Genomic DNA, 6616 nt, shown 5'->3' with positions numbered 1-6616 from the left:
ATCCTTTTCTCCATCGTTTCTATGGCAACTGCTTATGCGCTTTGCTGAGTACCGCATGGAGCTCCTTGTTAAGGAAGTGATGGTATTCCCGAATGGTCATGCCTATTATGTCTGCCCCAGATGTGGCATAACGCTGGAACGCGAGTTCGTGGCCTACTGTGACCGCTGCGGCCAGCACTTAGGTTGGAGAGGTTACAAGAAAGCCAAAGTCGTTTATCCTGACAGCCGTAAAAAAGTACATACCTGAAACAGCACACAAGGGTGGAGGCAAAACTCCACCCTTGTGCTTTTCTGAATTTCTATTTGACGCTTACAAATGAGCGCAAAAAAGTCCTTAAAAGTGAAAATTAGTACTTGCGCAATGCGGTAAGACTGGTGTATACTACTATATAGTCACGCAATGCGCGACACGTGACCGGTGCAGCCCGTGCTATACGGGATAGGCACACGGCACGATCCACCTCGGGCCGTCAACCGGGATCTCTGGCGCGGTCTTAGGTGCGGCGGAAAACACGGCCGACCTGCCGTTATAGCGTTGGTATGGCATTTTGACTGCGAAAAGGGGAAAAACTGCGTAAAAATCGGCATTTTCTCCATTGTAGCCAAAGCTTTATCATGTTATAATTATCGTTGGTCTGGTTGCTTTCAGGCCGGCGATTTTTTGCTGTAAGGCAAAAAAATCGCGATCCCCACAGCCGCTGTTTGTGGAAGGGCCACAGGCAGTGTAAAGAAAAGTGGGAGGCAAACAGGTCAATCAGGAGATTAACCCACTCCGATTGCTGCACTACCCCCAAACTTCTTGAAAAGGAGAGCATTTATGCAGATCACTGATCCCATCGCGGATATGCTGACCCGTATCCGCAACGCCGGCAATGCTCGTCATGCCAGCGTGGACGTACCCGCGTCCAAAATGAAGAAGGCAATTGCCCAGATCCTGCTCGACGAAGGCTATATCAAGGCTTTCGAAGTTGTCGAGGGCAATACGCAGGGCATCATCCGCATCACGCTGAAGTATGTGGACGGCCGCCAGAAGGCCATTTCCGGCCTCAAGCGCGTTTCCAAGCCCGGCCTGCGTGTATATGCCGGCGCACAGGAGCTTCCCAAGGTGCTCCGCGGCCTCGGCGTTGCCATCATTTCCACCTCGAGAGGCATCATGACCGACAAGAAGGCGCGCGAGCTGAATGTCGGCGGTGAAGTCCTCGCATTCGTATGGTAAGGGGAGGTTTGAAGTATGTCTCGAATTGGTAGAATGCCGATTGCCGTCCCGGCCGGTGTGGAAGTCAAGATCGACGGCCACGTTGTGACCGTTAAGGGCGCCAAGGCCACCCTTACCCGTGAGATCCATCCCAACATGAATGTTGCGATGGAGGGAAATGAGATCCTCGTCACCCGTCCGAACGACGACAAGCAGAACCGTGCGCTGCACGGCCTGACCCGCAGCCTGATCCACAACATGGTGGTAGGCGTTACCGAAGGCTTCAAGAAGGAGCTGAGCGTACAGGGTGTTGGCTACCGTGTGCAGAAGCAGGGCAAGGATCTGGTTATGAACCTCGGTTACTCGCATCCGGTTACGATGACTGAGATCGAGGGTATCACGATCGATGTTCCCAACCCGAACTCGATCATCATCTCCGGTCCTGACAAGCAGAAGGTCGGCCAGTTTGCTGCGGAGATCCGCGAGAAGCGTCCGCCGGAACCCTACAAGGGCAAGGGCATTCGCTACTCTGATGAGTACGTCCGCCGCAAGGAAGGCAAGACCGGCGCGAAGAAGAAGTAAGGAAAGGAGAGACGGATTTAAATGGTTTCGAAGAAGGATTCCAACAAGGCGCGTCTGCAGCGCCACAAGCGCGTACGCGCAAAGATCAGCGGTACCGCCGAGCGTCCGCGTCTCGACGTATACCGTTCTGCCAAGAATATTTACGCCCAGGTCATCGACGATGTTGCCGGTGTTACCCTGGTTTCCGCCTCGACTGCCGAGAAGGACTTCACCGAGTACGGCGGCAACAAGGAAGCAGCCAAGAAGATTGGCCAGCTGGTTGCCGAGCGCTGCAAGGCCAAGGGCATCGAAGTTGTCGTGTTTGACCGCGGCGGCTATCTGTACCACGGCCGCGTGAAGGAACTCGCGGAAGGCGCCCGTGAGGGCGGCCTGCAGTTTTAAGTCGGGAGGAGGTAAAACATGGCTCAGTTTAACAGAAATGATAAGCGTGAGGACGAGTTTACCGAAACCGTCGTAGCGCTCAATCGCGTATCCAAGACCGTTAAGGGCGGCCGCGTGATGAAGTTCTCCGCGCTGGTCGTTGTAGGCGACGGCAAGGGCACCGTAGGCTTCGGCACCGGCAAGGCTGCAGAAGTTCCGGATGCCATCCGCAAGGGCATCGAAGATGCGAAGAAGAACCTCGTTAAGATCTCTATGAAGGGCAGCACCATTCCGCACGAGGTTATCGGCGCGTTCGGTGCAGGCCGCGTTCTGCTCAAGCCGGCTGCTCCCGGTACCGGCGTTATCGCCGGCGGCGCAGTCCGTGCAATCGTTGAGGCTGCCGGCATCAAGGACATCCGTACCAAGTGCCTGCGCTCCAACAACCCGCAGAATGTTGTTACCGCAACGATGGAAGGCCTGAAGAGCCTGCGCGATGCGGCTCAGGTAGCTGCTGTTCGCGGCAAAGCCGTAGAAGAACTGTAAGAAAGGGGTAACTCACAATGGCTAACATGAAGATTACCCTGAAAAAGAGCCTGGTCGGCCGCTTGGATAAGCACATCGCGACCGCTCATTCTTTGGGGCTTAAGAAGATCAACGATGTAACCGTTCAGCCGGACAACGCGCAGACGCGCGGCAAGGTCAAGCAGATCGGTTACCTGCTCGAAGTAGTAGAGGAGGCGTAACCCATGAAGCTTCACGAATTATCGCCTGCCGCAGGCGCGTCCAAGCCCGCTTACCGCAAGGGCCGCGGCGCTGGTTCCGGCAACGGCAAGACCGCAGGCCGCGGTCACAAGGGCCAGTGGGCCCGTTCCGGCGGCGGTGTCCGCCCGGGCTTTGAAGGCGGCCAGATGCCTCTGGCACGCCGTCTGCCGAAGCGTGGCTTCCATAACATTTTCGGCACCACCTACGCACCGGTCAATGTATCCGCACTGGAGAAGTTTGAAGACGGCGCTGAAGTCACCGTAGAGTCCCTGCGTGAGGCTGGCATCGTCAAGAATGCTCTCGACGGCGTTAAGATCCTAGGCAACGGCACGCTGACCAAAAAGCTGACCGTTAAGGCTGCAGCGTTCTCGGCGTCCGCAAAGGAGAAGATCGAAGCCGTAGGCGGAAAGGCCGAGGTGATTTAAGGTGTTTCAAACCCTTAAAAACGCCTGGAGTATGCCCGAACTGCGCAAGAAGATCCTGTATACGCTGTTTATTCTGCTGATCTTCCGTTTCGGTTCGTGCATTCCTGTTCCGTTCATCGACACGAATCTGCTGTCTGCTTACTTTGAGCAGGCATCGGTATCCGGTTCGATGCTCGGTTATCTGAACATGTTCACGGGCGGCGGTCTGTCCAACGCGACGATCTTCGCCATGTCGATCACCCCGTATATTAACGCGTCCATTATCCTGCAGCTGCTGACCGTTGCCATCCCCGCTCTCGAGCGGCTGGTAAAGGACGGCGGCGAGGAAGGCCGCAAGAAGATCGCTTCCTGGACCCGCTACGTTGCGGTTGTTCTGGGTCTTCTGCAGGGCTTTTCGTTCTACGCGCTGCTGCGCACGGAGGGCTTCCTGTCCAACACGGGTGTGCTGGCCGGTGCGGCGATTGTGCTGACCTTTACCGCCGGCACGGCGCTGATTATGTGGCTGGGCGAGCACATCACCCAGAACGGCATCGGCAACGGCATTTCGATCATCCTGTTCGCAGGCATCGTTTCCCGTGGTCCGGCGCTGATCTCCACGCTGTTCAACCTGATCAAGGGCGGCGCATCCGGCATCCTGTCGGCTGTGCTGATGGTCATCATCGGTCTGGGCGTTGTGGTATTCATTGTGTTCATGTCCAACGCGGAGCGCCGTATCCCGGTGCAGTATGCGAAGCGTGTGGTTGGCCGTAAGATGTACGGCGGCCAGTCCACCCACCTGCCGATCAAGGTCAACGCGGCCGGCGTTATGCCGATTATCTTCGCGTCGTCCATCCTCTCGCTGCCGCAGACAATCGGTATGTTCTGGAAGCCGGAGGCTAACACGTTCGGTTGGCATATTTTGAACCTGTTCTCGCAGTCCAGCCCGTTCTATATCGTGGTTTACGGTCTGCTCATTCTGGCCTTTGCGTATTTCTACGCATCCATCCAGTTCAACCCGATCGAGATCGCCAACAACCTGAAGAAGAACGGCGGCTTCATTCCGGGCTTCCGTCCGGGCAAGCCGACCAGCGATTTCATCACCAAGGCGCTCGGCAAGGTTACCTTTGTCGGTGCGATCTTCCTCGGTGTTATCGCAATCCTTCCGCTGATTGTTGGCGCCATCTCCCCGACGCTGTCCAACGTGGCGCTCGGTGGCACTTCGGTCATCATCGTGGTCGGTGTTGCGCTTGATACGGTTAAGCAGATGGAAGCGCAGATGCTGATGCGTCATCACAAGGGCTTTTTGGAATAATGCTGGAGGCTGATTTCAAGTGAATTTGATTTTACTGGGCGCTCCGGGCGCCGGCAAGGGCACGCTTGCATCTTATCTGATCGAAAAGATGGGCGTACCGAGCATCTCCACTGGCAATATCCTGCGCGAGGCGATCAAGAACGACACCCCGCTTGGCCGGCAGGCAAAGGACTTTATGGATGCCGGCCAGTTGGTACCGGATAAACTCGTCATTGACCTGCTTGAGGAGCGAATTGCCAAGCGTGACTGCAAGAGCGGTTTTATTCTGGACGGTTTTCCGCGTACGATCCCGCAGGCGGAAGCACTGGACAAGATCGCGAACATCGACTGTGCACTGTCGCTCGATGTGCCGTATGAAGTGATTGAAAAGCGCATGACCGGCCGTCGTGTCTGCCTGCGCTGCGGTGCAACCTATCATGTGGTGGCGAACCCGCCGCGTGTAGAGGGCATCTGCGATATCTGCGGCGATAAGCTGATCATCCGCAGCGATGACCAGCCCGATGTGGTTCGCCGCCGTCAGGAGACCTATCATGAGCAGACCGAGCCGTTGATCGATTATTACACGGCGCAGGGCAAGCTCAAGACCATTGACGGCACACAGGGCATCCGGGAAACCGAGAAGCTTGCCGTACAGGCGCTGGGTCTGTAAAATATGATCCACATTAAAACAGATAAGGAGCTTGAGCGGATGCGTATCGCCGGCCGCATTACGGCATTGGCCCGTAAGGCGGCGGCGGATGCCGTCCGCCCCGGCGTCACCACAGGCGAGATCGACCGGATCGTCCGTCAAACGATCGAGGAAGCGGGCGCAACGCCTTCTTTCCTTGGCTATGGCGGCTTTCCTGGCAGCGCCTGTATCTCGATCAACGATGAGGTGATCCACGGTATTCCGTCCATGACCCGCGTGGTGCAGGAAGGGGATATCGTCAAGGTCGACGTAGGCGCGCTGATCGGCGGCCATCACGGCGACTGTGCGTGCACCGTGCCCTGCGGCGAGGTGAGCGACGAGGCCAAGCGTTTGATCGAAGTGACCCGGCAGAGCTTTTTTGAAGGCATCAAATTTGCCCGCGAGGGCTATCGCGTTTCGGATATTTCCGCAGCCGTGCAGGCTTATGTGGAAAAGAACGGTTTTTCGGTGGTGCGTTCGTATGTCGGCCACGGCATCGGCAGTGCACTGCACGAATCGCCCGAGGTGCCGAACTTCGGCCGCCCCGGCCACGGTATCCGACTGCAGCGCGGTATGACCATTGCGGTGGAACCCATGGTCAACGTGGGTGTGTACGACGTCAAAGTCCTGCCGGATGGCTGGACGGTTAAGACGAAGGACGGCAAGCTGTCCGCCCATTACGAAAACACCATTGCCATCACGGATGGCGAGGCGGAGATCCTGACCAATATCGACGGTGAGGTGCTGTAATGACGGAGCTGCAGGCTTCCGATATTGTCCTGTCGCTTACCGGCAGGGATAAGGGACAGCTGATGCTGGTCGTGGCGGAAGAGGGGGATTTTCTTCTGCTCGCAAACGGCCGTGCGCGCCGGGCGGAAAGCCCCAAGCGCAAACGGCGCAGGCATGTAAGCCGTCAGGGTGTGTGCGACGAGAAAACCCGCCGCAAGCTGCTGGAAAGCGGCCGCCTGACAAACAGCGACATCCGCAAGGCGCTCGCCCTCTGGACAGGGGACGAGGACGCGATTTGACCGAGGAGGGTAAACACACATAATGGCAAAAGATGATGTAATCGAGCTGGAGGGCACCGTAATCGAAGCGCTGCCCAACGCAATGTTTCAGGTGGAGCTGCCCAACGGCCACAAAATTCTGGCTCACATTTCGGGCAAGCTGCGCATGAACTTTATCCGCATTCTTCCCGGCGACAAGGTCACCGTACAGATGTCGCCCTACGACCTGACCCGCGGTCGTATTACTTGGCGTTCCAAGTAAGAAAAAGCGGGCGGAGGCGCGTATGTGACCCGAGCGCCAGCGGTCGCCGGATCGATCCGGTGTCC

11 protein-coding genes and 1 pseudogene are annotated in these 6616 nt (G+C 57.0%); all 12 read left to right on the top strand.

Annotated features, from left to right (window positions below; translation table 11 throughout):
* Positions 1 to 247: pseudogene (locus T363_RS15910) on the top strand (hypothetical protein); the annotation flags it as partial.
* A gap of 570 nt (positions 248 to 817) precedes the next feature.
* Complete coding sequence (gene rpsH, locus T363_RS0100620; RefSeq protein ID WP_031472226.1) at positions 818 to 1216, top strand: 30S ribosomal protein S8; 399 nt, start codon at positions 818 to 820, stop codon at positions 1214 to 1216.
* Positions 1217 to 1231: 15 nt separating this feature from the next.
* Positions 1232 to 1777: a 50S ribosomal protein L6 gene (rplF, locus tag T363_RS0100615; protein ID WP_031472224.1), complete on the top strand. Its 546-nt coding sequence runs from the start codon at positions 1232 to 1234 to the stop codon at positions 1775 to 1777.
* 21 nt (positions 1778 to 1798) lie between these two features.
* The gene (rplR, locus tag T363_RS0100610) at positions 1799 to 2158 is read left to right on the top strand and encodes a 50S ribosomal protein L18 (protein WP_031472222.1); all 360 of its coding nucleotides are present in this window, start codon (positions 1799 to 1801) and stop codon (positions 2156 to 2158) included.
* 18 nt (positions 2159 to 2176) lie between these two features.
* On the top strand, positions 2177 to 2680 hold the full coding sequence (rpsE, locus tag T363_RS0100605; RefSeq protein ID WP_031472220.1) for a 30S ribosomal protein S5: 504 nt from the start codon (positions 2177 to 2179) through the stop codon (positions 2678 to 2680).
* 17 nt (positions 2681 to 2697) lie between these two features.
* A complete protein-coding gene (rpmD, locus tag T363_RS0100600) occupies positions 2698 to 2880 on the top strand; it encodes a 50S ribosomal protein L30 (RefSeq protein ID WP_031472218.1) in 183 nt (60 codons plus the stop codon).
* Between the two features lie 3 nt (positions 2881 to 2883).
* On the top strand, positions 2884 to 3324 hold the full coding sequence (rplO, locus tag T363_RS0100595; RefSeq protein ID WP_031472216.1) for a 50S ribosomal protein L15: 441 nt from the start codon (positions 2884 to 2886) through the stop codon (positions 3322 to 3324).
* 1 nt (position 3325) lies between these two features.
* Positions 3326 to 4615, top strand: coding sequence for a preprotein translocase subunit SecY (gene secY / locus T363_RS0100590; RefSeq protein WP_031472214.1), 1290 nt, complete (start codon positions 3326 to 3328; stop codon positions 4613 to 4615).
* A gap of 19 nt (positions 4616 to 4634) precedes the next feature.
* Positions 4635 to 5264 (top strand): adenylate kinase, encoded by a 630-nt coding sequence (locus T363_RS0100585; RefSeq protein WP_031472212.1) that lies wholly within the window; start codon positions 4635 to 4637, stop codon positions 5262 to 5264.
* A 3-nt stretch (positions 5265 to 5267) separates the two neighbouring features.
* The gene (gene map, locus T363_RS0100580; RefSeq protein ID WP_031472210.1) at positions 5268 to 6032 is read left to right on the top strand and encodes a type I methionyl aminopeptidase; all 765 of its coding nucleotides are present in this window, start codon (positions 5268 to 5270) and stop codon (positions 6030 to 6032) included.
* Positions 6032 to 6310 (top strand): KOW domain-containing RNA-binding protein, encoded by a 279-nt coding sequence (locus T363_RS0100575; protein WP_031472208.1) that lies wholly within the window; start codon positions 6032 to 6034, stop codon positions 6308 to 6310. Before map ends, T363_RS0100575 begins: the two co-directional genes overlap by 1 nt.
* Positions 6311 to 6332: 22 nt before the next feature.
* On the top strand, positions 6333 to 6551 hold the full coding sequence (gene infA, locus T363_RS0100570; RefSeq protein WP_016148769.1) for a translation initiation factor IF-1: 219 nt from the start codon (positions 6333 to 6335) through the stop codon (positions 6549 to 6551).
* Positions 6552 to 6616 lie beyond the last annotated feature (65 nt).

This window comes from Agathobaculum desmolans ATCC 43058 (assembly GCF_000701665.1).
Classification (GTDB): domain Bacteria; phylum Bacillota; class Clostridia; order Oscillospirales; family Butyricicoccaceae; genus Agathobaculum; species Agathobaculum desmolans.
This window is presented reverse-complemented; position numbering and strand designations above follow the sequence as displayed.

Bases quoted from the DNA above. Each gene is read 5' to 3' on its own strand.
- rpsH (WP_031472226.1), top strand. From the start codon at position 818: ATGCAGATCACTGATCCCATCGCGGATATGCTGACCCGTATCCGCAAC.
- rplF (WP_031472224.1), top strand. From the start codon at position 1,232: ATGTCTCGAATTGGTAGAATGCCGATTGCCGTCCCGGCCGGTGTGGAA.
- rplR (WP_031472222.1), top strand. From the start codon at position 1,799: ATGGTTTCGAAGAAGGATTCCAACAAGGCGCGTCTGCAGCGCCACAAG.
- rpsE (WP_031472220.1), top strand. From the start codon at position 2,177: ATGGCTCAGTTTAACAGAAATGATAAGCGTGAGGACGAGTTTACCGAA.
- rpmD (WP_031472218.1), top strand. From the start codon at position 2,698: ATGGCTAACATGAAGATTACCCTGAAAAAGAGCCTGGTCGGCCGCTTG.
- rplO (WP_031472216.1), top strand. From the start codon at position 2,884: ATGAAGCTTCACGAATTATCGCCTGCCGCAGGCGCGTCCAAGCCCGCT.
- map (WP_031472210.1), top strand. From the start codon at position 5,268: ATGATCCACATTAAAACAGATAAGGAGCTTGAGCGGATGCGTATCGCC.
- T363_RS0100575 (WP_031472208.1), top strand. From the start codon at position 6,032: ATGACGGAGCTGCAGGCTTCCGATATTGTCCTGTCGCTTACCGGCAGG.
- infA (WP_016148769.1), top strand. From the start codon at position 6,333: ATGGCAAAAGATGATGTAATCGAGCTGGAGGGCACCGTAATCGAAGCG.